At 57.6% G+C, this 25,925-nt stretch carries 25 protein-coding genes and 1 riboswitch; of the genes, 7 read left to right on the forward strand and 18 right to left on the reverse strand.

The window, feature by feature from the left end; translation table 11 throughout:
• Positions 1–17: 17 nt before the first annotated feature.
• The 5 genes from KP80_RS08970 to KP80_RS08990 all read left to right on the forward strand — a co-directional run bounded on the left by KP80_RS08970 (position 18) and on the right by KP80_RS08990 (position 8,136).
• The gene (locus tag KP80_RS08970) at positions 18–3,758 is read left to right on the forward strand and encodes a nitrate reductase subunit alpha (protein ID WP_052283295.1); all 3,741 of its coding nucleotides are present in this window, start codon (positions 18–20) and stop codon (positions 3,756–3,758) included.
• Positions 3,755–5,281 (forward strand): nitrate reductase subunit beta, encoded by a 1,527-nt coding sequence (narH, locus tag KP80_RS08975; RefSeq protein WP_052283296.1) that lies wholly within the window; start codon positions 3,755–3,757, stop codon positions 5,279–5,281. Before KP80_RS08970 ends, narH begins: the two co-directional genes overlap by 4 nt.
• Positions 5,281–5,976 carry a nitrate reductase molybdenum cofactor assembly chaperone gene (gene narW, locus KP80_RS08980; RefSeq protein WP_052283297.1) on the forward strand — a complete coding sequence of 232 codons (696 nt, stop codon included), beginning with the start codon at positions 5,281–5,283 and terminating at the stop codon, positions 5,974–5,976. The genes narH and narW overlap by 1 nt, the downstream gene beginning before the upstream one ends.
• Positions 5,973–6,653 carry a respiratory nitrate reductase subunit gamma gene (gene narI / locus KP80_RS08985; protein WP_052283298.1) on the forward strand — a complete coding sequence of 227 codons (681 nt, stop codon included), beginning with the start codon at positions 5,973–5,975 and terminating at the stop codon, positions 6,651–6,653. Before narW ends, narI begins: the two co-directional genes overlap by 4 nt.
• A 229-nt stretch (positions 6,654–6,882) precedes the next feature.
• Positions 6,883–7,066, forward strand: a riboswitch (M-box (ykoK) riboswitch).
• Positions 7,067–7,122: 56 nt separating this feature from the next.
• Entirely contained in the window at positions 7,123–8,136 is a 1,014-nt protein-coding gene (locus KP80_RS08990) for a magnesium transporter (RefSeq protein WP_052283299.1), read from the forward strand.
• 53 nt (positions 8,137–8,189) lie between these two features.
• Here the strand turns inward: KP80_RS08990 and KP80_RS08995 are convergent, their stop codons facing one another.
• The 6 genes from KP80_RS08995 to KP80_RS09020 form a co-directional block, all read right to left on the reverse strand.
• The gene (locus KP80_RS08995; RefSeq protein ID WP_052283300.1) at positions 8,190–8,990 is read right to left on the reverse strand and encodes an MBL fold metallo-hydrolase; all 801 of its coding nucleotides are present in this window, start codon (positions 8,988–8,990) and stop codon (positions 8,190–8,192) included.
• Between the two features lie 92 nt (positions 8,991–9,082).
• Positions 9,083–9,634: a shikimate kinase gene (locus KP80_RS09000; protein ID WP_052283301.1), complete on the reverse strand. Its 552-nt coding sequence runs from the start codon at positions 9,632–9,634 to the stop codon at positions 9,083–9,085.
• 86 nt (positions 9,635–9,720) lie between these two features.
• A complete protein-coding gene (nhoA, locus tag KP80_RS09005) occupies positions 9,721–10,566 on the reverse strand; it encodes an N-hydroxyarylamine O-acetyltransferase (protein WP_052283302.1) in 846 nt (281 codons plus the stop codon).
• Between the two features lie 79 nt (positions 10,567–10,645).
• Entirely contained in the window at positions 10,646–12,298 is a 1,653-nt protein-coding gene (locus KP80_RS09010) for an ABC transporter permease (protein WP_052283303.1), read from the reverse strand.
• Positions 12,299–12,361: 63 nt separating this feature from the next.
• The gene (locus KP80_RS09015) at positions 12,362–13,321 is read right to left on the reverse strand and encodes an ABC transporter substrate-binding protein (protein ID WP_052283304.1); all 960 of its coding nucleotides are present in this window, start codon (positions 13,319–13,321) and stop codon (positions 12,362–12,364) included.
• Positions 13,318–14,022 carry an ABC transporter ATP-binding protein gene (locus KP80_RS09020; RefSeq protein WP_197276146.1) on the reverse strand — a complete coding sequence of 235 codons (705 nt, stop codon included), beginning with the start codon at positions 14,020–14,022 and terminating at the stop codon, positions 13,318–13,320. The genes KP80_RS09015 and KP80_RS09020 overlap by 4 nt, the downstream gene beginning before the upstream one ends.
• A gap of 189 nt (positions 14,023–14,211) precedes the next feature.
• On the opposite strand from KP80_RS09020, the gene KP80_RS09025 reads away from it, so the two are divergent.
• On the forward strand, positions 14,212–14,802 hold the full coding sequence (locus KP80_RS09025) for a flavin reductase family protein (RefSeq protein WP_052283305.1): 591 nt from the start codon (positions 14,212–14,214) through the stop codon (positions 14,800–14,802).
• A 99-nt stretch (positions 14,803–14,901) separates the two neighbouring features.
• Here KP80_RS09025 and pptA read toward each other — a convergent pair whose 3' ends face one another.
• Both pptA and KP80_RS09035 read right to left on the reverse strand, forming a co-directional pair.
• Complete coding sequence (pptA, locus tag KP80_RS09030) at positions 14,902–15,129, reverse strand: tautomerase PptA (RefSeq protein WP_052283306.1); 228 nt, start codon at positions 15,127–15,129, stop codon at positions 14,902–14,904.
• A gap of 83 nt (positions 15,130–15,212) precedes the next feature.
• The gene (locus KP80_RS09035) at positions 15,213–15,755 is read right to left on the reverse strand and encodes an AAA family ATPase (RefSeq protein ID WP_052283307.1); all 543 of its coding nucleotides are present in this window, start codon (positions 15,753–15,755) and stop codon (positions 15,213–15,215) included.
• A 102-nt stretch (positions 15,756–15,857) separates the two neighbouring features.
• Here KP80_RS09035 and KP80_RS09040 point away from each other — a divergent pair, with 102 nt between their 5' ends.
• Complete coding sequence (locus tag KP80_RS09040) at positions 15,858–16,751, forward strand: LysR family transcriptional regulator (protein ID WP_052283308.1); 894 nt, start codon at positions 15,858–15,860, stop codon at positions 16,749–16,751.
• Here KP80_RS09040 and paaY read toward each other — a convergent pair.
• From paaY to paaD, 10 genes are all read right to left on the reverse strand, one after another.
• Positions 16,744–17,340 carry a phenylacetic acid degradation protein PaaY gene (paaY, locus tag KP80_RS09045; RefSeq protein ID WP_052283309.1) on the reverse strand — a complete coding sequence of 199 codons (597 nt, stop codon included), beginning with the start codon at positions 17,338–17,340 and terminating at the stop codon, positions 16,744–16,746. The two genes, KP80_RS09040 and paaY, sit on opposite strands and share 8 nt — an antisense overlap.
• Before the next feature lie 11 nt (positions 17,341–17,351).
• The gene (paaX, locus tag KP80_RS09050) at positions 17,352–18,278 is read right to left on the reverse strand and encodes a phenylacetic acid degradation operon negative regulatory protein PaaX (protein ID WP_197276147.1); all 927 of its coding nucleotides are present in this window, start codon (positions 18,276–18,278) and stop codon (positions 17,352–17,354) included.
• A gap of 119 nt (positions 18,279–18,397) precedes the next feature.
• Positions 18,398–19,714 carry a phenylacetate--CoA ligase PaaK gene (gene paaK, locus KP80_RS09055; RefSeq protein ID WP_052283423.1) on the reverse strand — a complete coding sequence of 439 codons (1,317 nt, stop codon included), beginning with the start codon at positions 19,712–19,714 and terminating at the stop codon, positions 18,398–18,400.
• A gap of 29 nt (positions 19,715–19,743) precedes the next feature.
• The gene (pcaF, locus tag KP80_RS09060; RefSeq protein ID WP_052283311.1) at positions 19,744–20,949 is read right to left on the reverse strand and encodes a 3-oxoadipyl-CoA thiolase; all 1,206 of its coding nucleotides are present in this window, start codon (positions 20,947–20,949) and stop codon (positions 19,744–19,746) included.
• Entirely contained in the window at positions 20,949–21,371 is a 423-nt protein-coding gene (paaI, locus tag KP80_RS09065) for a hydroxyphenylacetyl-CoA thioesterase PaaI (RefSeq protein ID WP_052283312.1), read from the reverse strand. The genes pcaF and paaI overlap by 1 nt, the downstream gene beginning before the upstream one ends.
• A complete protein-coding gene (gene paaH, locus KP80_RS09070) occupies positions 21,364–22,782 on the reverse strand; it encodes a 3-hydroxyacyl-CoA dehydrogenase PaaH (RefSeq protein WP_052283313.1) in 1,419 nt (472 codons plus the stop codon). The genes paaI and paaH overlap by 8 nt, the downstream gene beginning before the upstream one ends.
• A gap of 3 nt (positions 22,783–22,785) precedes the next feature.
• A complete protein-coding gene (gene paaG, locus KP80_RS09075; protein WP_052283314.1) occupies positions 22,786–23,574 on the reverse strand; it encodes a 2-(1,2-epoxy-1,2-dihydrophenyl)acetyl-CoA isomerase PaaG in 789 nt (262 codons plus the stop codon).
• A 2-nt stretch (positions 23,575–23,576) separates the two neighbouring features.
• Positions 23,577–24,344 (reverse strand): 2,3-dehydroadipyl-CoA hydratase PaaF, encoded by a 768-nt coding sequence (paaF, locus tag KP80_RS09080; RefSeq protein ID WP_052283315.1) that lies wholly within the window; start codon positions 24,342–24,344, stop codon positions 23,577–23,579.
• Positions 24,341–25,411, reverse strand: coding sequence for a 1,2-phenylacetyl-CoA epoxidase subunit PaaE (paaE, locus tag KP80_RS09085; RefSeq protein ID WP_052283316.1), 1,071 nt, complete (start codon positions 25,409–25,411; stop codon positions 24,341–24,343). Before paaE ends, paaF begins: the two co-directional genes overlap by 4 nt.
• Before the next feature lie 7 nt (positions 25,412–25,418).
• Positions 25,419–25,916, reverse strand: a complete 498-nt coding sequence (gene paaD, locus KP80_RS09090) for a 1,2-phenylacetyl-CoA epoxidase subunit PaaD (RefSeq protein WP_052283424.1) — start codon at positions 25,914–25,916, stop codon at positions 25,419–25,421.
• Between the last annotated feature and the right edge of the window lie 9 nt (positions 25,917–25,925).

Genomic DNA, 25,925 nt, shown 5'->3' on the forward strand with positions numbered 1-25,925 from the left:
CGTCAGGAGAAGATGTCATGAGCAAACTACTGGATCGCTTTCGCTACTTTAAGCAGAAAGGCGAGACTTTTGCCAACGGTCACGGACAGGTCTATGACAACAACCGTGATTGGGAAGATAGCTACCGTCAGCGCTGGCAGTTCGACAAAATCGTCCGCTCCACGCACGGGGTGAACTGTACGGGCTCATGCAGCTGGAAAATTTACGTCAAGAATGGCCTGGTCACCTGGGAAACCCAGCAGACCGATTACCCGCGAACCCGTCCCGACCTGCCCAACCACGAACCGCGCGGATGCCCTCGCGGCGCCAGCTACTCCTGGTATCTGTATAGCGCTAACCGTCTGAAGTATCCGCTGGCACGCAGAAAGCTCATTGAACTGTGGCGTGAAGCGCTGGCGCAAAACCCGGACCCGGTACTGGCCTGGGACAGTATTATGCAAAGCCCGGAAAAGACCCGCAGCTACAAAGAGGCACGCGGCAAAGGCGGTTTTGTGCGTTCATCGTGGAAAGAGCTTAACCAGCTGATTGCCGCGGCCAACGTCTGGACCATTAAAAACTACGGCCCGGACCGCGTAGCGGGGTTCTCGCCGATTCCAGCCATGTCGATGGTTTCGTATGCCGCCGGGACTCGCTACCTGTCGCTAATTGGTGGGACGTGTTTAAGTTTCTACGATTGGTATTGCGATCTGCCACCCGCTTCGCCAATGACCTGGGGCGAGCAGACCGACGTACCAGAATCTGCCGACTGGTATAACTCCAGCTATATCATCGCCTGGGGCTCTAACGTCCCGCAGACGCGTACCCCGGATGCCCACTTCTTCACCGAAGTGCGCTACAAGGGCACAAAAACCGTTGCAATTACCCCCGATTTCTCTGAAGTCGCCAAGCTCAGCGACCAGTGGCTGGCCCCCAAACAGGGTACCGATAGCGCACTGGCGATGGCCATGGGGCATGTGATTCTCAAAGCCTTCCACCTCGATAATCCTAGCGATTACTTTATCAACTATTGCCGCCGCTACACCGACATGCCGATGCTGGTGATGCTCGACAGCCGCGATGACGGCTCGTACGCGGCAGGCCGTATGCTGCGCGCCTCCGACCTGATTGATGGGCTGGGCGAAAGCAACAATCCAGAATGGAAAACCGTAGCCTATGACAGCAACGGCGAACTGGTGGTCCCTAATGGTTCTATTGGTTTCCGCTGGGGTGAGAAAGGCAAATGGAACCTGCAAACGTTGGCCGGGGGTAAAGAGAGTGAACTGACGCTGTCGCTTATTGATAAGCGCGACACCGTTGCCGGCGTAGCATTCCCCTACTTTGGCGGCAACGAAAATCCGCATTTCAGAAGCGTGAAGCAGGATCCTATTCTGGTGCGCAAGGTTCCCGCGAAACAGTTGACCTTTGCCGACGGCAGTAGCCGTCTGGTGGTCAGCGTCTACGATCTGGTGCTGGCAAACTACGGGCTCGATCGCGGCCTGGATGATGAACTGGCGGCAAAAGGTTTCGATGAGGTCAAAGCCTATACCCCGGCCTGGGCGGAGCAAATCACCGGCGTTTCACGGCATAACATCGAAAAAATTGCCCTTGAGTTTGCCGACACTGCGCATAAAACGCACGGCCGCTCGATGATTATCCTCGGTGCTGGGGTCAACCACTGGTACCACATGGACATGAACTACCGTGGCATGATCAACATGCTGGTATTCTGCGGCTGCGTCGGCCAAAGCGGCGGCGGCTGGGCGCACTATGTCGGCCAGGAAAAGCTGCGTCCACAGACCGGTTGGTTACCGCTGGCGTTCGCGCTGGACTGGAACCGCCCGCCGCGCCAGATGAACAGTACCTCCTACTTCTACAATCACGCCAGCCAGTGGCGCTATGAGAAGCTGACCGCCCAGGAATTGCTCTCACCGTTGGCCAATCCGGATAAATACACCGGTCATCTGATCGACTTTAACGTCCGCGCCGAGCGTATGGGCTGGCTGCCGTCCGCTCCGCAGCTTAACGTCAACCCATTGACGGTGAAAGCTAAAGCCGATGCACTGGGAATGACTGCGCAGGAATACACGGTACAGGCGCTGAAATCCGGCGATATCCGCATGGCCTGCGAACAGCCTGATAATGGCAAAAACCATCCACGTAACATGTTTATCTGGCGTTCCAACCTGCTGGGTTCCTCCGGTAAGGGCCATGAATACATGCTGAAGTATCTGCTGGGCGCCGATAGCGGGATTCAGGGCGAGGATTTGGGCTCAACCGATGACGTCAAACCGGAAGAAGTGGAATGGCAGACCGCCGCGCTGGAAGGCAAGCTCGACCTGCTGGTGACGCTCGATTTCCGGATGTCCAGTACCTGTCTGTTCTCCGATATCGTCCTGCCGACCGCCACCTGGTATGAAAAAGACGATATGAACACCTCGGATATGCATCCGTTTATCCACCCGCTATCCGCCGCCGTTGACCCTGCCTGGGAGTCAAAAAGCGACTGGGAAATCTACAAAGGGATCGCCAAATCATTCTCGGAAATCTGTCAGGGGCATCTGGGCACCGAAACCGACGTGGTTCTGCAACCGCTGCAACACGACTCCCCGGCGGAGCTGGCGCAGCCGTTTGCTATCCAGGACTGGCGTAAAGGCGAATGTGACCTCATTCCGGGCAAAACCGCGCCGAATATTATTGCCGTTGAACGCGACTATCCAGCCACCTACGAGCGCTTTACCTCCCTCGGCCCGTTGATGGATAAGCTCGGTAACGGCGGTAAAGGGATTGCATGGAAAACCCAGACCGAAGTCGATTTCCTCGGCAAGCTTAATTACGTCAAGCTCGATGGCCCGGCGAAAGGTCGCCCTTGTATTGAAACCGCGATTGACGCCTCGGAGGTGATTCTCGCCCTCGCCCCGGAAACCAACGGCCAGGTGGCGGTAAAAGCCTGGGAGGCGCTGGGTGAATTCACCGGGCTGGACCACAAACACCTGGCAACCAACAAAGAAGACGAAAAAATCCGCTTCCGCGATATTCAGGCACAGCCACGCAAGATTATCTCCAGTCCGACCTGGTCCGGTCTGGAAGATGAGCACGTTTCCTACAATGCGGGCTATACCAACGTTCACGAGCTCATTCCATGGCGTACCGTCTCTGGCCGCCAGTCGCTGTATCAGGATCACCCGTGGATGCGCGATTTCGGCGAAAGCCTGGTGGCCTATCGCCCGCCTATCGACACGCGCAGCGTCAGCCATATGAACGCGATCCCGCCGAACGGTTTCCCGGAAAAAGCGCTCAACTTCCTGACGCCGCACCAGAAATGGGGCATTCACTCCACCTACAGCGAAAACCTGCTGATGCTGACGCTGTCACGCGGCGGGCCGATTGTCTGGCTGAGTGAGACCGATGCCAAAGAGCTGGGGATTGCCGATAACGACTGGATTGAAGCCTTCAACGCCAACGGTGCATTGACCGCCCGCGCGGTGGTCAGCCAGCGCGTTCCACCGGGCATGACCATGATGTACCACGCGCAGGAACGCATCATGAATATTCCAGGCTCGGAGATTACCGGACGACGCGGCGGCATTCACAACTCCGTCACCCGCATCTGCCCGAAACCCACCCACATGATTGGCGGCTACGCTCAGCTGGCCTACAGCTTCAACTACTACGGAACGGTCGGTTCGAACCGTGATGAGTTCATTATGATTCGCAAAATGAAAAATATTAATTGGCTGGATGATGAAGGCAATGATCAGGTTCAGGAGGCGTCAAAATGAAGATACGCTCACAGGTTGGAATGGTTTTAAACCTCGATAAATGCATCGGCTGCCACACCTGCTCCGTGACCTGTAAAAACGTCTGGAGCAGTCGTGAAGGGATGGAGTACGCCTGGTTTAACAACGTGGAAACCAAGCCCGGCATCGGGTTCCCTAAAGATTGGGAGAACCAGGAAAAATGGCAAGGCGGATGGGTGCGCGGCATTACCGGAAAGCTCACCCCGCGCATGGGTGGCCGCGTCAACGTGCTGGCAAAAATCTTCGCTAACCCGCTGATTCCTGGTATCGATGATTACTACGAGCCGTTTACCTACGACTATCAGCATTTGCACAACGCGCCGGAAGGCAAAAACCTGCCGACTGCCCGTCCGCGCTCGCTGATTAGCGGCCAGCGGATGAACAAAATTGAGTGGGGTCCAAACTGGGAAGAGCTGCTCGGCGGCGAATTTGAAAAACGCGCCCATGACCAGAACTTCACGGCGATGCAAAAAGAGATGTACGGCCAGTTCGAAAACACCTTCATGATGTATCTGCCGCGCCTGTGCGAACACTGCCTCAACCCGAGCTGCGTCGCCACCTGCCCGAGCGGCGCCATCTACAAGCGTGAAGAAGACGGCATTGTGCTGATCGACCAGGATAAATGCCGCGGCTGGCGGATGTGCATCAGCGGCTGTCCGTATAAAAAAATCTACTTCAACTGGAAAAGCGGGAAATCCGAAAAATGCATTTTCTGCTACCCGCGCATTGAGTCCGGTCAACCGACCGTCTGTTCAGAAACCTGCGTAGGCCGCATTCGCTACCTTGGTGTGCTGCTCTATGATGCCGACCGCATTGAAGAAGCGGCCAGCACCGAGCGCGAAACCGATCTCTACGAGCGTCAGTGTGACGTATTCCTTAACCCACACGACCCGGCGGTCATTGAAGAGGCGCTCAAGCAAGGCATCACGCAAAATACCCTTGATGCCGCTCAGCGTTCGCCGGTGTACAAAATGGCGATGGACTGGAAGCTGGCCCTGCCGCTGCACCCGGAATACCGCACGTTGCCGATGGTGTGGTACGTTCCGCCATTGTCACCCATTCAATCCGTTGCCGATGCGGGCGGCCTGCCAAAAACCGACAGCATTCTGCCTGCGGTCGAAAGCCTGCGTATCCCGGTGCAGTATCTGGCCAACATGCTCAGCGCCGGTGATACCGGTCCAGTGCTGCGCGCGCTCAAACGCATGATGGCGATGCGCCACTACAAACGCTCGCAGACGGTTGAAGGTGTGACCGATACCCGCGCGATTGAAGAAGTGGGCCTGAGCGTTGAACAGGTCGAAGAGATGTATCGCTATCTGGCGATTGCCAACTACGAAGACCGCTTCGTGATCCCCACCAGCCACCGCGAAATGGCGGAAGATGCCTTTCCGGAGAAAAATGGCTGCGGCTTCACCTTCGGCGACGGCTGCCACGGGTCGGACACCAAGTTCAACCTGTTTAACAGCCATCGTATTGATGCCATCAACATCGGGGAGAAAGACTAATGCGGATCCTGAAAATCATCGGGCTGCTGCTGGAATACCCCGATGAGCTCAGTTGGGAGAACAAAGACGAGCTGTTCTCCCTTATCGACAGCGATGCGCCAGTGCTGCGTCCTTTCCTCGAGCAGCATCTGGGCGTTGCGCTACTCGATAAACAGGCCGAATGGTGTGAAATCTTCGAGCGCGGTCGCGCCACCTCGCTGCTGCTGTTTGAACACGTGCACGCCGAATCGCGCGATCGCGGTCAGGCGATGGTCGAGCTGATGACGCAATACGAACAGGTCGGTTTGCAGTTGGATTGCCGCGAGCTGCCTGATTATCTACCGCTGTATCTCGAATACCTGAGTATTTTGCCTGACGCACAGGCGCGCGAGGGCTTGCAGAACGTCGCGCCGATTCTGGCGCTACTCGGTGGGCGACTGAAACAGCGTGAAGCGCCGTGGTATCAGCTGTTTGATACCCTGCTGGCGCTGGCCAACACCACATTATCAAGTGACAGTGTCACTAAACAGGTGGCGGGTGAAGCACGCGATGACACCCGTCAGGCGCTGGATGCGGTATGGGAAGAGGAACAGGTGAAGTTTATCGAAGATAACGCTACCGCCTGCGACAGTTCCCCACTGCAAAGCTATCAACGACGCTTTAGCCAGGACGTGGCGCCACAGTACGTGGACGTCCGTGCGGGAGGCCCGAAATGATACAGTATCTCAACGTCTTCTTTTACGATATCTACCCCTACCTCTGCGGGACGGTGTTTCTGCTCGGAAGCTGGCTGCGTTACGACTACGGGCAGTACACCTGGCGCGCCTCTTCAAGCCAGATGCTCGACAAACGCGGCATGGTGCTGTGGTCAAATCTGTTTCACGTCGGCATTCTGGGGATCTTCTTCGGCCACTTCTTCGGCATGCTGACACCGCACTGGGTTTATGAGTCCTGGCTGCCGCTGTCGCAGAAACAGCTGATGGCGATGATTCTCGGCGGCGCCTGCGGCGTGTTGACACTGGTTGGCGGCGCGGGTCTGTTGATTCGCCGCCTCACCAACCCGCGCATTCGCGCTACGTCCAGCACCGCCGATATCCTGATCCTCAGCATTTTGCTGATCCAGTGCTGCCTCGGCCTGACCACCATTCCGTTCTCCGCCCAGCATCCGGACGGCAGCGAAATGCTGAAACTGGTGGACTGGGCGCAGGCGGTGGTCACCTTCCACGGCGGCGCTTCGGCGCATCTTGACGGCGTGGCGTGGGTTTATCGCGTGCATCTGGTGCTGGGGATGACCATTTTCCTGCTGTTCCCGTTCACCCGTCTGGTTCACGTGTGGAGCGCGCCAATCGAGTATCTAACCCGCCGTTATCAGGTGGTGCGTTCTCGTCGCTAACAATGTTATTCCCTCTTCCCCCCGGCCGAGCGCAGCGACGCCGGGTTTTTTTATGCCACAAGAAAATTCTAAACGCTGACTCAACAACAATATTCTTTGCCTTCCTTAATTAAAATCTCGCGCTATATTACGCTCATCAAATGAATCACAAGCCACGAGGTCCAGAAAATATCATTTACCGCCCTGTTCAATTCAAGGCGATAAATATCAGCAAGCTCGGCCAGTTTATTAATAATCTTGTTATGGCGAGGCTCCTGAATAAACATAAGTTATCGCCCTGGTGGTATCGAGAGAGACCATCACAGGGAAATACAGGCATCCATCGAATCAAGGTGTTGCCAAGATAACTTCTGACGGCATTAGGCCGGACAGATACGTTGTTCAGTGCTAAAACCGGGACGTAGGGATTCTTCTCAGCTCTTCCAGTTTTGTTCGCCCTATAAGCGCGTTTTTCTATAGGGAATTTCCAATGTCACATATTCAAGCAACAGCACCATTTTACTCAGTCGACCAACATGCTGGCGATATTATCTCAAGCTATATGTCCAGAGATTTTATTTCCCTGCCGGAACATCTGAATATCAAAGAAGCGCGAGAGCTTTTTTTACAGATATTAAATGACGATCATTTTCCGTGCGCGGTATTTGTCGTCGATGGCGAAAACCTGCGCGGCATACTATCGACACGCAAATTACTGCAAGCAACCGATGACCATCAGCCGCTAACGCAATTAATGGGTGCGACGCTGTTTCACGTCGGCCCGCAGGACTCGCGAGCCGTTGCCGCCAGCATCATTGAAAAACACCACCTGACACTGCTGCCGGTTATCGACAACGGTAAACTTATCGGCTGTTTGAACGAAAAAGAGATCGCCCAGCTGCTCGAGGACGAAGTGACGGAAGATGCGCAGCTCCAGGGCGCCACCCTGCCGCTGGATAAACCGTATCTGGACATCAGCCCGGTCATGCTGTGGAAGAAGCGCGCGGTGTGGCTGCTGCTGCTGTTTATCGCCGAAGCCTACACCAGCAGCGTGATTCAGCATTTCGAAGAGGCGCTAGAGTCGGCGATTGCGCTGGCCTTCTTTATCCCGCTGTTGATTGGTACCGGCGGGAACAGCGGGACGCAGATCACCTCAACGCTGGTGCGCGCCATGGCGCTGGGCGAAGTCGGTCTGCGCGACCTGGGGCGCATTTTACGCAAAGAGATGTCAACGGCGGTCCTGGTCGCTATCACGCTGGGGACTGCGGGCTGCATCCGTGCATGGATGATGGGCATTGGCCCGGAAATCACCTTTATTGTCAGCCTGACGCTGGTGTGCGTGACGCTATGGAGTGCGGTCGTGTCGTCGGTTATTCCGCTGGTGATTAAGCGCCTGGGGATCGACCCGGCGGTGGTTTCAGCACCGTTTATCGCCACGCTGATTGACGGCACAGGGCTGATTATTTACTTCAAAATTGCCCAGCATTTCTTAGGCCTGAACTAACCCATTTATTCGCTGCTTCCCGGTCGCTGTTGTGGCCGGGAAACTCACGACACCTAGCCTAAAACAAACGTATCGCCGGTTGCCGGAGAAATCACCTGCGGTAGCCACATTTTCCCCCACGCCCCGGTACAATGGCAGCCCATCACGGTATCGACATTCAGCTCCCGCAGGAATCGCCTCACTCGCCACAACTCGCCAGGCAACGCACTACGCAGATGAAAACCTCCAATCAGCGCGTGTACCTGACGGATACCAGTAATGTTCTGGCACTGGCGTACGATATTCTCCAGCCCCCGGTGCCCGCAGCCGGTAATGATCACCAAACCGCGATCCGACAGATAAATCAGTACGCCCTCATCGGTCACGTAGTCCGTCGCGGTCAACGGACCACCGAGCACGCCATAAGCCCGCGGTTTCTCTACCGCAATTTCGCCGGACCAGATAAAACGATCGCTAATCTGCACTGGCGCGCGGGTGTATTCCATACGATGGCGCGAGTAATCGATGTCGAGTGAGAGTTTTTTGATTTTACGCTGGAATCCAGCAAACGAGAGCGCGGCAAAGCGTTCATGCCCCAGATCGGGATGGCAGATAATCCGGCTATTATCCGCCAGCCACGGCACGCCACCGCAGTGATCGTAATGACCGTGAGACAGCACCGTGGCGGTGACATCACTCAGGTCCACGCCCATTAGCGCCGCGTTGTGCATGAAGCTATCATCGGGGCCAGTATCGAACAAAATGGAGGTCTGATCATCCTGAAGAAGCAGGCTAAGCCCCGCTTTTGCCCGCAACGCGGGGGGCGCCCCCTCGCTACGGTAGTTTTCCAGAAGTACGCGCAGCGTCAGCGCCATCGTCTCCCTTCCCTGATAATGAACCAGATGCCTGGCGGCCCCCGGTTTCGGCCAATAAAATGAGCCCGTCAGTATAAAGACTCGTCCTTACGTTACCGTGATACGCGGCTCATGCTGGAAAATCGCGCCAATCCCTGCACTGTTTGTTCGACAATATCATTCGGCGGCGAAACGGAAAAAATCTGCACATCACCCAGCGCACTATATTCACCAAACCGCTGGCGAAATTTACGTTCTTCTTTGTGGGGTTCCAGACCAAAGCCGCGCGTAAGCTGGCGTCCAACGATACAACGACAGGCATCGTCGACGTTCTTGTGCGGCATTAGCAAAACTGACACTCCGCACTCACGCACCCGCTGGCGATTAATCTGCACAATATCCGGGCGGATATCGGTCGCGAGAAAACCGGATGACAGTGCGAATACCGCGTTTTTCTCTTGTTCGTTTAATAACGCGGCAAACAGCGCGGCGTTCTGCTCAAGATAGGATTCATAGCCGTGGGTTTGCAGGTACTCGCGAATATTGGCAATGCGTTCGCAAAATACCGTATCCAGGTCGATGAAGGGATAATCCAGTCGTTGTGCCAGTAACGCCCCGACGGTGCTTTTGCCCGCACCGCCCGGCCCAATCAGTAATACATGCATGAGCACTCCGCCGCGCGGCCTGGCAAGAAGGCCGCTTTCGATAAAAGAGGATTATCTTAAGCGGCCAACGTATGGCATACCGTGAGCTACTTCCCGGCGTCCGGATGGGTATCAAACGCCGCCATGACCGCCGCCAGTTCCGCGACGCTAAAGCCATGTTTCGGGTCATCAACCCCTAGCCCAAAGCGGCTCTGCAACGCTTCATACAGCGCAGGAACATCCGGGAAATCCACCTTCTCGACCACGTGGTTTTTATCCCAGTGGGTAAAGTGGAAATTGGTGAGGGTCATTTTACCGCCGTCCGGTAGATGGCGGCACATCAACAGATGGTGACGGAAATGCGACTGCGGCCAGTGCGCCGACCAGAAGTTGCCCATCACATAGTCGGAAGCGTACTGGCGACCAAGATCGAAGTGATACATCGACTGCCAGTGGTCGTGATGGCTAAACTGCAGGATCCATTCTTGATTTTCATATAGCAGGCGGTAATCACCGTGCGGTGTAGTCTGCACGATATCGGCTAGCAGTTTGATTGGTGCGGTCAGCGTTTGGCCACCAAAACCAACATCAGCAATCCAACGTTCGCCATCCACTTCCACCAACAACAGACGGTGGGTACGCGGCGGCATTTGCGGGGGATGCGCCAGTACGACGCGACCGAGCAGGCTGCGGACGTTAAAGCCAATCTCGCGCAGTGCGCGCTCAAACAGGCCGTTTTGTTCAAAGCAGTAACCGCCGCGACGGGCATTGACGAGCTTATCTTCCAGCGCTTGATCATCGAGATGCATCTCGCGCGGCAGCAGCACATCAAGGTTTTCAAACGGAATGGCACCGTTGTGGTGAAGATGCAAACTGCGCAGCGTCTCGATAGAAACATCGGGGGTGCCCGTCCAACCCAGACGAGCAAAATAGGCGTTTAAAAAGCGGGTCATCAATGCCTCCAGCATTCTGTGTCCGTACTTTATAGCCTATTTTTGCCCCCGCATTGACTGTTTTGTGCGATCGGTTGAGCTAGCGTGTATTGCGCTGCATCAGCGCTAACGCACTGAGCATTAACGCCAGTCCGACGAACAACGTCAGGCTGGCCATCGCCATGCCCTGCCCAACCGAACCCTGCTCAAACTGCCGCCAGATAAACACCGCCACGGTCTGTGTTCCGGCTGGAGCCAGCAGGAGTGAGGTCACCAGCTCGCGGGAGGCGACGGCAAAGACCATCAGCATCGCCGCCAGCAGCGCCGGAAACACCAGCGGCAACACTATCAACCGCAGCGCATGAAACGACGACGCTCCGTGAACCCGTGCCGCAGGTTCCAGATTGGTGCCCAATTGCCGCAGCGCGCTGCCAACATAGCGCACCGGCCACGGCAGCAGCAGACAGCAATAGGAAAGCAGCAGCATAAACCACGTGTTATACGGCGACAGCGGCCAGAACGGCTGATTCCACAACAAAATCAGCCCCACACCGACCACCACACCGGGGAGCGCGGCGGGCATCAACGACAGTGCATCAATCAGCGCACTGCCTTTGATCTTTTGCACCAGTACCAACCAGGCAGCCACCAGGCCAAGCAGCCCGACAATCAGGGCCGACGCCAGCGCCAGCGATAAACTGGTGCCCAGCGCCGACAGCGCATCGCCCTGCTGGGCAAACAGCGCGCTGAAATGCCGCCAGGTAAAGTTATCGCCATTCAGGCCACCGGATAAGGTGCTCATCAGGCTGGTCGCCACCATCGATGCTGCGGGTAGCAGCACCGCCAGCGCGCCAACGGCCGCCAGCAGCAACATGGCAGGCAGCGTCATCCATCCCAGCGCGGCACCGCTGTTTTCACCCGGTTTGCCGGTAACACTGGTCACTTCGGTATTACCGGTAAGCCGCTTTTGCAGCCACCAGGCCAGCAGCGCCACGGCAATCAGCAACATAGACAGTAGCGACGCACCGGTTAAATCAATTGGCCAGTCGGCGAGCTTTTTCTCAATACCCACGGTGAGCATCACTACCCCCGCCCGAGAACCTAAGGCCGCAGGTACGCCGTACTCTTCTATCGCCAGCGTAAAGGCCAGCAGCATCCCGGCAGCCAGCGCCGGAGAGAGCATCGGCAGCGTCACGTGCCAGAACGCTTGCCAGCTATTAGCGCCGTGCACCCGTGCGACGGTCGCCAGCCGTTGTCCGCTCGCCAGCAGGCTGCGAGACACGGCAAAGTAGACCACCGGAAAGATATTGAGCGTCATCACCAGCACAATCCCCAACCGGCTGAACAGCAGATCGTTGAGATCCCAGCCGGTGAGCTGTTGAAGATAGCCGTTATGCTGGAGTACCAGCATCCACGACAGCGCGGCAATGTATGGCGGCGTAAGAAAAGGAATTAAAAACAGCAAATCCCACAGTTTGGGGACTGGCAGGTTAAACAACCCGCGCAGGACGCCCAACGGCAGGCCGATAAACACGCTTGCCAGCGCTACCCCACAGGCAATCCACAGCGTACCGCCGAGCATCGGCATCAGCTGCGGATCGTTTAGCAAAGCGGGAACGCCGCTAAACGGCTCGCCCAGCGATCCGGCACTCAATTGCGGGAAAATGCCCTGCAGGAGGATAAACAATAGCGGCAGCGCCACCAGCACAACCAGGGCGGTCAGCGTGGCAGCGGAGAGGAATTTTTGTTTCACCCGACGTTCCTTGAATGGCAAACCGCCCGGCGGCTTAACCCCCCACCGGGCGGAGAAGGAAAATTATTGCCCGAACAAGGCGTTAAAACGTGAAAGCACCGCGCTGCGCTCGCTGCTGCCGTCGCTGGTGGTCGGCAGAATTTTCAGCTCACCCAACAGCGGGCGTTTCGCTGGCACATCGCTGCGCGCAGGCATCAACCAGGCATCAGCCACCATCGCCTGGCCTTCTGGGGACAGCACGTAATCGACAAAGGCTTTCGCATCATCCGCGTGCTGAGTGGTTTTGAGGATCATCATCGGACGCGGCGCAATCACCGTGCCGCTGGCCGGGAAAATCACTTTCAGCGATTCACCCTGAGCAATATTGCCATAAGAGACATAGTCCACCGCGCCAAACACCGCCGCTTTCGCGCCCTGCATCACCGGCGTGACTGCCTGCGCGTTCGGGCCGCTCACCACCATGCCATTCTTTTTCAACGCATCAAATAGTGTCCAGGCTTTATCCCCCAGACCATTTTGTAACCCGAGAAGCAAATCCAGCGACGCGCCGGAAAGCGCGGGGTCTGGCGTGGTCACCTTATCTTTAAAGGCCGCGTCGGTGAGATCGTTCCACTCTTTCGGTTCCGGTGTGCCGCTTTTGCTGTTCCACACAATCCCCAGCGCGGAAATGCCCTGCGCCACGTAGTCCGCCGACTTAAGCGTCGCCGGGACGTGACCGGCGTTGCCGCTTTGATACGGCATGAGCCAGCCGCGATGGTGCAGATCTTCCGCCGTGTCCCACGACGCAGAGATCAGTACATCTGCCTGCGGATTGGCCTGCTCGGCTTCCAGACGCGCCATCACCTTGCCGGTGGTAGCCTGGAAAATATTCACCTTCACGCCGGTTTTCTTCTCGTAACCACTGGCAAGACTCTTGGCCAACGAACCCGGCCCTGCGGTATACACGGTCAGCGCATGCGCGCTGGAAATCATGGTGGCAGATAACATCATGGCAAGCGCAACGCCCTGTTTAATGGATTTCATACAAGTTCCCCTGAGGATGAAGCAACGGCGCGAACAGCAGCAATGCTGCCCGCAGAAAGATGCACAATACGGTCAGCCAGCAGCTCCGCTTCGCGACGGTCGTGCGTGACGTAGACGGCGGTAATACCCAGTTGGCGCAACAGACGGCTCATCTCAATGCACAGGGATTCACGCAGTTCGCTATCAAGATTGGAGAGTGGTTCATCGAACAGCAGTACTCGCGGTTCGGCAACAATCGCTCGTGCCAGCGCCACACGCTGCTGTTGACCGCCGGAAAGTCCCGAGGGTTTACGTCCGCCAAAGTCCGCGAGCCCGACCCTCGCCAGCGCCTCGTTAACTCGCCGCTCGCGTTCACCCGGCGCCACGCCGCGCATCCGTAGCGGAAACGCCACGTTCTGCGCTGCCGTCATATGCGGCCACAGGGCGTAATCCTGGAAAACCATACCAATATCGCGCTGCTCCGGTGGCATTCCCCAACCGGGTTTTGCCACCAGACGATCGCCGAAGTGGATGTGACCTGTTGCCGGGACGCTCAGTCCTGCTAACAAGCGCAATAGCGTGCTTTTTCCGCAGCCAGAGGGGCCCAGCAGCGCAACAATACTGCCCGGTTCGATGTGCAAAGAGATGTTGTCAAGTACGGTGGTGGCACCGAAGGCGAAGGAGACGCCGTCGAGCCGAATACTGGTAAGCGCGCGCATCATCGCCCTCCCCGTGGGAGTTGCCATAAAGCGGCCGCGCTCACCTGGGATAAATACAGGGGAGCTAACATTTTGTTATCCTCTTTGGGACTTAGTGCAGGCGACTATAGGCAGGCGATATGACGTATTGATTACGTTTTTATTGCGATTTAATGTGTTGCCAGCGCACGCCATTTAGCCAAAGGAAAATCCATGAGCCGCTTTCGTCCCGTTGAACTCCCGCACGCCAGCCGTCTGCTCAACCACGGCCCAACCATTCTCATCACCAGCTACGACGTGGAAACGCGACGCCGTAACATCATGGCGGCCGCCTGGTCAATGCCGGTCGAGTTTGCGCCGCCACGAATTGCGATTGTGGTCGATAAGAGCGCGTGGTCGCGGGAAATCATCGAACGCAACGGCACCTTTGGCATCGTAGTGCCGGGTGTCGCCGCGGCAAGTTGGACCTATGCAGTGGGGAGCGTCAGCGGGCGCGATGAGGATAAATTTAACGCCTACGGCATTCCGGCGATAACCGGCCCAGTGCTCGGCCTTCCGTTGGTGGAAGAAAAATGCCTGGCGTGGATGGAGTGTCGTTTGCTGCCCGCCACCGCCGCGGCAGCTCAGTACGATACGCTATTTGGTGAAGTGGTTTCCGCGGCCGCCGATGAACAGGCGTTCGTCGCTGGACGCTGGCAGTTCGACGACGATAAGCGCAATACCCTGCATCATCTCGGCGCGGGAACCTTTGTCGCCAGCGGCAGACAAATTCGCGCCAATACGCCGGACGAGAAGCCGATTTAACGCGGGCGGGAGTCTGTGTGTAATGAGTATGAAAATCGGGCTACGCGTCAATGGCATTGACCGTAGCCCGAACAGAACGCAGTGATGGCGGCAGATCCGCTACATGCTATAACCCGGCTTTTTAATCAGCTCATCCATCTTCGGCGCGATTTCGCCATCCCACACCTGCTGCCAATCACTCTCCTGCACCTGATTTAGCGCCACGCTCACCGCGCGGTCTTTGGTGTTCAGATGGCGAATCAGCACTTCGGTAATGTCGGCGGCCAGCGCGGTTTTTTGTTCATCGCTCAGCTCGCGGGGAAAACATTTAATATCAACGTGTGGCATGGGCAGGACTCCTTATCATTTGAGGTTTAAAACTATCATAGCGCGACCAAAACGACTGACATTCTGTGCGCTAATACAGCGAATTAATTCGCTTTTTGGGCCATCAATTCCGCGACCAATGCTTCGGTATCACGACGGTTTCGGAGGCGGACAAAACGGATGTGCTGCCAGCAAGGATCGTGCATATCGCGGAGATAGCGCTGACGGTTGGTGCGCCAGGTTTTGAGCGTCCACAGGATTATCGATTCGCGGCTGGCAAACGATCGCAGAAAGCTTTCGCGATTGCCGGTTCCGGGCCACAGCTCCTGTTGCCGCCACGCCCGCGTAGCCGCGCGGGAGACCGCCTGACGCAGGGTGCGACAGAAACCATAATCGACCCACACCACCATATCAACATCCCGCCACTTTACCGGGCGACTGCGGTTATAGTTGCCGTCCAGCACCCAGCCCGGTGTGTTGATGGCTTCGGTCAGCTTCGCCAACAGTTCATCATCCGGCGTACCCTGCCAGTCGGGACGCCAGTACAAGCGGTCCATTTCGATATACGGCAGAGAGAGCGTTTTCGCCAGCCGTCGCGCAAGCGTCGATTTGCCGACACCACTCGTACCTACCACGTTGATTTTCATCGTTGCCTCACCCGCATTCAGAAGGTTGCATATAAACCTGCGGACATTACACTAAATAAATTCCGCGAAAATATGAACCAGATTCATTAATGGCCTTCCCCGATGCTAAAAGACAATATTAACGATCTGATCTCCTTTATGGTGGTCGCCCGCGAGCGCAGTTTTACCCGCGCTGCGGCGCAGCTGGGTGTGTCGCAATCGGCCCTAAGCCATGCGATGCGTAATCTGGAAAGCCGACTGGATGTTCGTCTGCTCACCCGCACCACGCGCAACGTTGCGCCCACGGAGGCTGGAGAAAAACTTTATCAACGGCTCAGCCCGCATCTACTGGAAATTGAACAGGAGATCTCCGCCCTGCGCGACTCCCGCGAGCATCCGGCGGGGAATATTCGCCTCACCGCCGGTGAACACGCAATGAATGAGGTGCTGTGGCCAAAGCTCAAAGCCTTTATGCAAACATACCCGGATATCAATATTGAGGTCACCGTCGATAACGGTCTGACCGATATCGTTGATGCCCGCTACGACGCAGGGATTCGCCTCGGCGAACAGGTGGCGCGCGACATGATTGCAGTACGCATTGCGCCGGATATGCGCATGGCGGTCGTCGGCTCACCTGCCTATCTGGAAAAGTATGGTATCCCACAAACCCCGCACGACTTGCAGCAACATCGTTGCATCAATATGCGCCTGCCGACGCGCGGCGGGCTGTATGCGTGGGAGTTTGAACAAAACGGCGAACCACTGCGGGTACGGGTGGAAGGCCAGCTCATCCTCAACTGTCTGCCACAACGGCTTGATGCCGCCGAATCAGGTTTGGGGCTGGCCTATGTGCCGGATGACACGATCGGCGAAGCCATTGCCGAAGGCCGCCTACAGCGCGTGCTCGCCGACTGGTGCGTACCGTTTCCCGGCTACTACCTTTACTATCCGAGTCGCCGTCAGCACACCACCGCCTTTTCACTGCTGGTCGAAGCGCTGCGCGACGCTAAATAGCCGATTTCGGTTTCAGGTCTTCATCAAACTCCAGCCGCTGGCGATTGGGTTCTTCCTCAGTTAGCGGCTGCACTTCAAACAGCGTATTCTGACAACGTTCAACCAGCACCTGATACTCGCGGGTGCCCTGCTTTTTCCACGCCAGTTCCTGCTCGGTTAAGGTGCGAATCGCTTTCGCCGGGCTGCCAACAATCAGGTGGTTAGCAGGCATATCGGCACGCGCTTTAACAAACGCCGACGCGCCCACAATACTGTTTTCACCGATAGTCGCGCCGTCAATGATCACCGCGCTCATGCCAACCAGCGCATTACGACCAATCACGCAGCCATGGAGGATCGCGCCGTGGCCGATATGACCGTCTTCTTCGACGATCGTATCCTGCCCAGGAAAGCCGTGCATCACGCAGTTATCCTGAATATTGGCACCGTCTTTCACCACGATACGGCCAAAATCCCCGCGCAGGCTGGCGTTCGGGCCAACGTAAACGCCTTTGCCGAGAATCACATCGCCGATCAGTACGGCGGTAGGATGCACATAGCTTTCAGCGGGGACTACCGGGATCATCCCGTCCATCTGGTAAATCGGCATGGCTTCTCCTGTTACGCCTCGGGCAATCCCCCAAAGCGTTGATAATAGAGCGGCCCCGGCGCGGGCAGTTCGCCCACCGAACTTTCGCCTTTTTCACTGACAAAAGCCTGCGCCCCAGGGGCCACGCGTTGATAGATGTTGATGCACAGTTGGCGCGCCGTTTGCCCCAGCCAGTGGGCGGGCAGCAGCTCTTCCGGCAGCAGCGGATCTTTAAGCACCACGCGGCGGTAGAAATGGATCAGCAGCAAACGGATCTGGAAGCAGCGTTCCGGCGTCAGTTCATCCGGTTCGGCATCGCGCAGCAGCGGTAATAGCGGCCGGAATAGCGTGATAAACGCGTCATACATGGCATTCTGTTCGGTCAGATGCCAGCACTCCTCCACCCGCTCGCGAAGCGCTGCGCGGGAGATGGCCAGCGGAGAATGAGCTTCAAAGAAGATGACGTTCTCTGCCACGCCCGCCTCATGCAACAACGACTGTACGTCGGCCAGTTTTTGCGACGGCGAAGCCAGCAGGCTCGGCGCAAGCACGCCAAACCCCTGCCAGATCAGCTGTTTTTTCACTTCTGCCAGGGTGGATTTTTCTAACCCTTCCGACAGCAGCAGCAGCCAAGTACCGTCCCACTCCGGCGCGCTGGCGCGGTAGATTTTGCTCTCCGCGCGGCGGGTTAGGCGTAGCCCCTTATCACTCAGGCGATAAAAGCTGCGGCGGCCGATTCGCACGACGTCCAGCCACTCCTCTTTGTTCAAGCGAAACAACGCGGTACGCACAAAGCGTTCGCCGAATCCCAATCCCTCTAATAACGCAGCTACGCTTCCCAGCCAGACTTCACCGCCGCGCTGGGATAAGCAGTCACCGTATAACGAGGCGATAAGCGAGGTGCCGCTGATGGGCATCGTCGTCACCGCCTGCTGAATAAAGCTATCGAGTTTGTCCATATGATTCATTCTGTTGTTATTTATATCCTTTTTGAATCATAGCACAGGAAATAATCTCAGGTATGGCAGGATCTGGTAGCCCGGCGTGATGCCGGGCCACCCAAGGTTGAGGGGTTGCCTTAACCGTTTGCCGCCGCTTTACGCAGGTCAAACACGCGGCACGCTTTGCCTTCAGAGCGAGGAATGCTACCGCAGTTAACGATGCTGACGTCGGTGGAAATGCCAACCATCGACTTAATGCGGTGACGCAGGTGGTGACAAATCTGGCAGCGCTGTTCGTGGCTCAGCGTTAAGCTGCTTTCTTTCAGCTCGACGCGTACGGAAAGCGAATCAAGATGCCCGCGACGATCCACTTCCAGCTGGTAGTGCGGCGCCAGATGTTCAATTTTGAGGATCTCTTCTTCCAGCTGCGATGGGAAGACGTTGACGCCACGAATAATCAGCATATCGTCGCTGCGGCCGCTGATGCGATCCATGCGGCGCATGGTGCGGGCGGTGCCCGGCAGCAGACGCGTCAGGTCGCGGGTACGGTAGCGAATGACCGGCAGCGCTTCTTTGGTCAACGTGGTGAACAGCAGTTCGCCATGCTGGCCATCGGCCAGCGGCGTGCCGTCTTCCGGGTTGACCACTTCCGGGAAGAAATGGTCTTCCCAGATAGTTGGGCCGTCGCTGGTTTCGATGCATTCCATCGCCACGCCTGGGCCCATCACTTCCGACAGGCCATAGATATCCAGCGCGGTAATGCCGAGACGGCGTTCAATTTCTGCCCGCATGCCCGCGGTCCACGGCTCGGCGCCAAATACGCCGGTACGCAGCGAACAACCGCGCGCATCGCCGCCCATCTGGCGTTCCAGCTCTTCAATCAGGTTCAGGCAGTAGGACGGCGTTACCATGATCATGTCAGGTTTAAAATCACGAATCAGCTGGGCCTGCTTTTCCGTCTGGCCGCCGGACATCGGGATCACCGTCGCCCCTAAACGTTCCGCACCGTAGTGCGCCCCCAGGCCGCCGGTAAACAAGCCATAGCCGTAGGCGACGTGAATTTTATCTTTCGCCGAACCACCGGCGGCACGCAGCGAACGGGCGACGATATTTGCCCAGGTGTCGATATCGTTTTGCGTATAGCCGACCACGGTCGGTTTGCCGGTAGTCCCGGACGACGCATGAATACGCACCACCTGCTCCATCGGCACCGCGAAGGTGTCAAACGGATAGTTATCACGCAGATCCTGCTTGGTGGTGCAGGGAAACTTGCTCAGATCGCTCAGCTCATGGAAATCATCCGGGTGCACCCCCGCCGCGTCGAACTTACGGCGGTACATCGGAACATTTTCATAGGCGTGTTTGAGCGTCCATTTCAGACGTTCGGTTTGCAGAGCCTGTAATTCGTCACGCGATGCGGTTTCAATCGGATCTAATTTTGTTGTAGTTGTCATTTTTTTAGGGTACTCGCAGGTCAATTAGCTCACACTCGCTCGAGGATCAGGGCAATGCCCTGGCCCACGCCAATACACATCGTACACAGCGCATAGCGTCCTTTGCGTCGTTCCAGTTCCAGGCTTGCCGCCAGCGCCAGGCGCACGCCGCTCATGCCCAACGGGTGGCCTAAGGCGATGGCGCCCCCGTTCGGGTTGACGTGCGATGCGTCATCCGCAAGCCCTAACTGCCTCATCACGCCCAGCGCCTGAGCAGCAAAGGCTTCGTTGAGTTCAATCACGTCCATATCGTTAATATTCAGCCCCGCGCGCTCCAGCACTTTACGTACTGCTGGCACCGGCCCCAGTCCCATGTATTTAGGCTCCACGCCCGCCGTGGCCATCGCGACGATGCGCGCACGCGGCGTTAGTCCCTGTGCATGAGCCTGCTGTTCACTGGCAATGATCATGGCCGCGGCACCATCATTGACGCCGGACGCGTTCCCGGCGGTGACCACGCCACCTTTACGGAATGGGGTTTTCAGCGCGGCCAACTGTTCCAGGGTGGTCTCTGCGCGTGGATGCTCATCATCACGCACCGCATTCACCGCGCCCTTCTTACCGATTATCTGCACTGGCACAATTTCTTGCGCCAGAATGCCGTTACGCTGAGCTTGTGCCGTACGCTGCTGGCTGCGATAAGCGAAGGCGTCCTGGTCTTCACGGCTGATATTTAACAATTCAGCTACATTCTCCGCCGTTTCCGGCATGCTGTCAGTACCAAATTGTTGCTGCATGAGCGGGTTCACAAAACGCCAGCCGATGGTGGTATCGAACATCTCGGCCTGACGCTGGAAGGCCGATGTGGCTTTGCCCATCACGAACGGCGCACGAGACATCGACTCCACGCCGCCAGCGATCAGCAGATCGGCATCCCCAGCTTTGATAGCGCGTGCGGCAAAGCCGATAGCATCCAGACCCGAGCCGCACAGGCGGTTAATGGTGGTACCCGCCACGCTGTGCGGATACCCCGCCAGCAGCGTCGCCATATGCGCCACGTTACGGTTATCTTCACCCGCCTGGTTGGCGCAGCCAAAGATCACATCATCAATGCAGCTGGGGTCCAGACGCGGGTTGCGGCTCAACAATTCACGCAGCGGGACCGCCGCCAGATCGTCGGCGCGAACGCCCGCCAGCGCGCCGCCGTAGCGGCCAATTGGAGTACGAATTCCGTCACAAATAAACGCGTCGCGCATTAGACTTCTCCCGTGATAGTGCCGCCGATGCGGTGCGATTTGCCGCGAAACAGGGCCACTGTTTTTTGCTGCTGATTCACAATTTCAATGTCGTAAACGCCGGTCAATTTGCCCTGTTGTTTAACTCGCGCGGTGGCGGTCAGCAGGTCACCGGTAAACGCCGGGCGAACAAAGTCGATACTGGCCGCAGACGCCACCGCGGCCAGCCCCTGGCTGTTACAGGCATAGGCAAACGCGGTATCGGCCAGCGAGAACAGCTGGCCGCCGTGGCAGGTTTGATGGCCGTTCAGCATGGATGGCGTGACCGCCATGGTCATCTGCGAATAGCCGTCGTCCATTTCGATAATCTCAATCCCCAGCGCACGGGCGCAGGTGTCTTTCTCGTACATGGCGCGGGCGTTGCGCCAGGCTTCACTACTCATGACGCATCTCCAGTAGCGCCTTTTGGCGCAGCAGCGCACTCGGGCGATAGCGTTCTTCGCCGTAGTGCTGTTGAAGGTTTTCCAGCAGACGCAGTACGCGTCCCCAGCCAAGGGATTCGCCCCAGGCCAGCGGGCCACGCGGGTAATTCACACCCAGACGCATGGCGGTATCAACATCCTCGGCGCTGGCGACGCCTTTTTGCACCGCATCCAGCGCTTCGTTGGCCAGCATTGCCACCGTGCGCCACACCAGCAGGCCCGGGTAATCGGCGATACGCAGCACGTTTTTACCCTGCTGTTGGAAGTGGTAAACGGCTTTGTCAGTATCCGCCTGCGTGTTGGTTGCAGCCGCCGCCAGCACCACGGTGTCGCCCGCGCTATGGTCATAAACCACGACCGGGCATCCGTGACGCACGCTTAAGGCCAGCGCAGTTTCCCCGCAGGTCTCCAGCAGTAAAACATCATCTAATTTAGTGACGTTGTCACTTATAGCGATTTTTGCCGCTGAGTCTGCGCTTAACGCCGCTTCAGTCATAACCGGCTGGTCTTGCGCAGGCCAGCGGTAAACGCCGTGGCCGCTTTTCTTGCCCAGACGCCCGGCAATCGCCAGCTCTTGTTGGAGCAGCGACGGCAGAAAACGACGGTCCTGCCAGAAGGCGTTAAACACCGAACAGGTCACCGCAAAATTGACGTCCTGGCCGATTAAATCGGTCAACGCCAGCGGCCCCATCGGGAAACCGCCACCATCGCGCAGCGCGGCATCGATAACCTCCGCCGACGCTACCTGCTCTTCCAGTGCACGCCAGGCCTCGGCGTAGTAAGGGCGAGCCACGCGGTTGACGATAAAGCCCGGCGTTGAACGGCAGCGAACCGCCTGTTTACCCCAGCGACTCACGCAGTCGCAAAGCTGCTCAACCACTTCGGTGGACGTCGCCAGGCCACTGACCACTTCCACCAATTTCATCACCGGTGCCGGGTTAAAGAAATGCAGCCCCGCCACGCGCTCCGGGTGTTTGATGCCAGCGGCGATAGCGGTAATCGAAATGGACGAGGTGTTGCTGGTCAGCAGCGTGGACGGTGAACAGATCTCCGCCAGCTGGCTAAACAGCGCCTGTTTAATCTCCAGACGCTCGGAAGCAGCCTCAATCACCAATTGCGCATCGGCAAGCTGGCTTAATTCGGTGGCGGGCGTAATGCGCGAAAGCAGCAACTGAGCCTGCTCGGCGCTGAGTTTTCCCCGGTTGACGCGGCTTTCCAGACGCTGACGGATTCCGTCGATGGCGCGGGTAATCGCCTCGGTAGAAATGTCATACAGGCGCACCGGATGTCCGGCGCTGGCCGCCACTTCGACAATACCGGCGCCCATGGTGCCGCCACCGATGACGGCGACAATAAATGGATTCTGGCTCATGGCTTATTTCCCGCTGAACTGTGGCGCGCGTTTGGCGAGGAAGGCGCTGACGCCTTCACGATAGTCATCACTGCGTCCCGCCATTCGCTGGAAGTCGCGTTCGACGTCAAGCTGCTGGTCAAGGGTGTGGGTCTCGGAAAGCTGCAGCGCTTTTTTAATCAGCCCCAGGCCAAAGGTCGGCTGTAAGGCGAAATGGCGGGCCATCGTCAGGCTGGTGTCTTTCAACTCAGCGTCATCCACCACCTGCCAGATCATGCCCCACTGCGCGGCCTGTTCGGCGCTAAGGCTATCGCCCAACAGCGCCAGTCCCATCGCACGAGCGCGCCCGGCAACGCGTGGCAGCACCCAGCTCCCGCCGCAGTCCGGCACCAGGCCGAGCTTACTAAATGCCATCACGAATTTAGCGGAGCGCGCAGCAATCACAATGTCGCAGCCCAGCGCCAGCGTAGCACCGGCACCAGCGGCGACCCCGTTGACCGCACAGATAACCGGTTTTGGCAGCGCAGCCAAACGGCGCACCAGCGGGTTGTAAAAGCGCTCCACCGACATGCCTAAATCCGGCGCTGGGCCGCTTGGGTCGACGTTACGGTCGTTAAGATCCTGGCCTGCGCAAAAACCGCGTCCCGCGCCGGTAATCAGCAGACAACGAATGGTGTCATCCCGCTCAGCCTGCTTTAAGCAATCGGCCAGCTGCTGGTGCATCACATCGTTAAAGCTGTTGAGACGGTCTGGGCGGTTGAGCGTCAGGGTCATCACGCCCTGTTCAATCTCACATTGAATGAAAGCTTCCACGGTTAGCGTCCTTTAAATTCCGGTGTACGTTTTTCTAAGAAGGCAGCGATGCCTTCACGACGATCTTCCGTGCCGCTCAGCAGCGTAAACAGCTGGCGTTCCTGGGTCAGCCCAGCCTGTAAAGTCACTTCCTGTGACAAACGCAGCGCCTGTTTTGCCGCACGCAGCGCGATGGGCGAATGACGGGCAATTGTCGCCGCCAGCTTCAGTGCATACTCGTCGGAAAGATTGGCCGGATGGATATCACTCACCAGACCCGCCTGCAGCGCCCGCTGGGCGTCAATACTTTCACCACTCAGCACCATGCGGCTGGCCAGCGCTTTGCCGACGCTACGAATAAGACGCTGGGTACCGCCCGCACCCGGCATAGTGCCGAGGGTAATTTCGGGCAAACCGAAGCGCGCGTTATCCCCGGCGATCACCAGATCGCACAGCAGCGCCAGTTCACAGCCCGCGCCCAGCGCATAGCCGTTCACGACTGCAATTAGCGGCTTATTGAAGGCGTCAATCCGTGCCCACAGACGGGGACGCAGATCGTCAAAAGTGGCGGGCAGATCTTTTTCCGCCATTTCATTGAGGTCGGCCCCGGCAGCGAAATAGCGCGGATTGCCGCTGATGACACAAACGCTGATGCTGGCATCAGCAGCCGCGTTTTCCAGCGCCTCGGCAATTTGCCCAAGCAGCGCATTGTTGAGTGCGTTGCGTGCCTGCGGACGATTCAGGGTTAGCTGAAGGACACGGTCATGGCGGGTTATCAGTAACTCACTCATGCCATCCCCCGCGCATCAAAGTCGACCACCACGTCGCCGCTGGTTGGCAGCGCCTGACAGCTCAGGACATAGCCCGCCGCCAGTTCATCGGCTTCCAGGCTGTAGTTAGCGGCCATGGCCACCTCGCCGCGCACCACTTTGCATTTACAGGTAGCACACACACCGCCTTTACAGGCGAACGGCAGGTCCGCACCCTGACGCAGCGCGGCATCCAGAATGCTGTCATCTTCCGCGCTAAGCGAAATCAGGCGATCGCGACCATCCTGACGCAGCGTGACCGTACGGCCTTCCGCCTGTACGCCGGTGGCGCGTTTCACGCTGGTGCCCGGCGTATTAAAGCGCTCAAGGTGAATGGATTTCTCCGGCATACCCAGGGTGCGTAACGTCGCTTCCGCGTCGTCCATCATCGCCGACGGGCCGCAGATAAAGGCGTCGTCAAAGCGGCTGAAATCAAGAAGATGTTCAGAGAGCTCACGCAGTTTGTCGCCATCAATGCGCCCTTGCAGCAGATCGCTGTCCATCGATTCCTGGCTGAACAGGTGCACCACCTGCAGACGCTGTGGATAGCGGTCTTTCAGGTCGGCAAGTGCCTGACGGAACATCATGCTGTGGCTGCTGCGATTGCCGTAAATCAGCGTGAAGCGGCTGTCGTTTTCGGTTGCCAGTGTGGCTTCAATGATCGCCATCATCGGGGTAATGCCAGAACCGGCGGCGATCGCCAGGTAGTTGGCCTGGCGTTCAGCCGTAGGCTGGTAGCCAAAATGCCCCTGCGGCACCATCACTTCAAATTCCATGCCCTGCTGGATATCGCTCTGGGCATAGCGTGAGAAGCGGCCGCCATCGATAGCTTTCACCGCCACGCTGATTTCAGACGGCGTTCGGCTGCGGCAAATGGAGTAGCAGCGGCGCAGTTCTTCACCGCCAAGGCGGGTTTTCAGCGTCAGGTGCTGGCCGGGACGGAAAGCGTACGCAGTACGCAGCGCGTCGGGAATGGCGAAGGTGATGGTCACCGCATCGCGGGTTTCCGGCTCGACGCTTGCCACGGTAAGCGAATGAAATGTTGTCATCGCAACCTCAAATACATTTAAAGTAATCAAAGGGTTCACGGCAGCTGTCGCAGCGATAGAGCGCTTTACAGGCCGTCGAACCGAATTCGCTAATCAGCGAGGTGTGGGTGCTACCGCAGCGCGGGCACAACACTTCGCTGGGCATTTCCGCATGGCAGGCGTGGGCCTGCGGCGGGCTGATGCCGTACTGGCGCAGACGCTCGCGGGCGTCCGGGCTCATCCAGTCGGTGGTCCATGCCGGGTCAAGCTGCAAAACAATGTGCACCGGGGTGTAACCGTGTTCGATCATCACCGCGCGAATTTCACCCAGCAGGTGCTCAGTCGCCGGGCAGCCGGAGTACGTTGGCGTAAAGCCAATGACCCAGCCGTCGCCATGACGTTCAACGCTTCTGACCATGCCAAGGTCAGTGATCGTGAGCACAGGGACCTCCGGGTCAGGAATTGCGCTGAGCAATCCCCAGACGGTACGCACCTCGGCGGGTGCGATTGCAGCAAGACGTTGCATAGCCACCTC

It is taken from the genome of Kluyvera genomosp. 1 (genome assembly GCF_001266615.1).
Lineage (GTDB): Bacteria > Pseudomonadota > Gammaproteobacteria > Enterobacterales > Enterobacteriaceae > Kluyvera > Kluyvera cryocrescens_A.